3 protein-coding genes are annotated in these 1,393 nt (G+C 60.0%); 1 reads left to right on the forward strand and 2 read right to left on the reverse strand.

Annotated elements, in window-relative coordinates:
- Both AC629_RS44125 and AC629_RS49675 read right to left on the reverse strand, forming a co-directional pair.
- Positions 1–293: TSUP family transporter (locus AC629_RS44125; RefSeq protein ID WP_168195769.1), on the reverse strand; the 293-nt coding region annotated here is incomplete at its 3' end.
- Between the two features lie 147 nt (positions 294–440).
- Positions 441–704, reverse strand: coding sequence for a DUF488 domain-containing protein (locus AC629_RS49675; protein ID WP_245332212.1), 264 nt, complete (start codon positions 702–704; stop codon positions 441–443).
- A gap of 234 nt (positions 705–938) precedes the next feature.
- On the opposite strand from AC629_RS49675, the gene AC629_RS44135 reads away from it, so the two are divergent.
- The coding region (locus AC629_RS44135) for a nitronate monooxygenase (protein ID WP_210419247.1) at positions 939–1,393 on the forward strand (455 nt) is incomplete at its 3' end.

Below are 1,393 nucleotides of genomic sequence, written 5' to 3' on the forward strand. Positions count from 1 at the left end.
AAGCCTTTCAAAACGTAGGCGCCGAGCCCGATGCCGACGACTAGGCCCGGAAGCAATGCGAGGAGGTCGGGTTTTGACCACGTCGTCGGCTTCCAGTAGCGCAGCGCGAACAGGTCCATGGCAATGAAAAGTGGCGCGAGCAAGCTGCCTGCCACAATCGGATCCATCACGAGTGCCAGAAGCGGAATGCCTATGATTGCGAAGCCGCCGCCGAACGCGCCTTTCATGAAGCCAATTGCGAATACGCCGCTCGCCGCCACGCCGAGAGTAAGCCAGTCATAAGTCACGACCATGTCGCCGCACAAACACGCCGCCCGCGCGGCATCGATATCATCATCGATCGCCGATGCGGCCCATGCAATCGATACATTGTACTCGGGGCAATAATCCGAGCCATTCCGGGCGCGGCACCAGCGGGCGAGATCTACCCGGGAGACAAGTCAAAGATCTAGCCGAAGCTGCCCGGTAGAGGCGGGATAACAGATCGCCCCATCTTCATTGCATTTTGCAAACGAAGTGAGCCGCCCGTCCTTGTGTGTCGCCGCGCCGATCAGATGCTCGACTTGGTGGCCGGCGGCAATCAGGTAGTCTGCTAAGATTTTCCTGTGACAGTCGGTCCATCGCCTTTCGGCGCACATCAGGACCGGTCGCGGACCAGATATCTGACGGAAGCGATCGAGTGCGGCCTGGAAGGAATCGCTCATCGCGTAGTCGGTAGGCGTGCTTTGATCGGGAGCAAAGGAGCAGTGCGAACCCGGCCAAATCGTGAGCGCCGGCGCGATGTTGAGCTGTCGCTCGACGATCTGCTGCCCGATCTGGCTAGTGCGGTTGGACGCGCCCCTCGTCGCTGGGCTGGACATCGCCCAAGAATCTCAGCTGTCTGCGCCTGGTTTGCCGCTGATACAAAGAGGTTGCGCCGCGCAGGTTGGAACACTACCTTGCCGCCAAGTATTGCGGTGAGCGCGGCATGTGGACTCAAACAACTTTCACTAAAAAAAATTCACATCACTTTTCCAATTGTCCAAGGACCATTCGGCGGCGGCCTTTCTTCAACGAGGCTAGCGGCAAAGGTCTCGAATGCCGGCGGTCTCGGCTCTTATGGGGCCAACGCCTTGCCTCCGGCGCAGATTGGCGCAGTCGTCGAGGACATCCGAGCGCAGACCGACAAGCCTTTCTCTATCAATTTATGGGTCAACGACGGGCCGGAACCGACAGCCAGCGCGGAGGAGCTCGACGGCGCTCTCGCGCGGCTGCAACCTTTCTATGACGCCCTCGGCGTGGGTCGACCATCAGTGCCAACCCACTTCGGTCAAGATTACGGCGAGCAAGTCGAGGCGGTACTGGCAGCGCGCCCGCCAGCGCTCAGCTTCGTATTCGGTGTACCATCAGCCGC

This window comes from Bradyrhizobium sp. NAS80.1 (genome assembly GCF_001908205.1).
Lineage (GTDB): Bacteria > Pseudomonadota > Alphaproteobacteria > Rhizobiales > Xanthobacteraceae > Bradyrhizobium.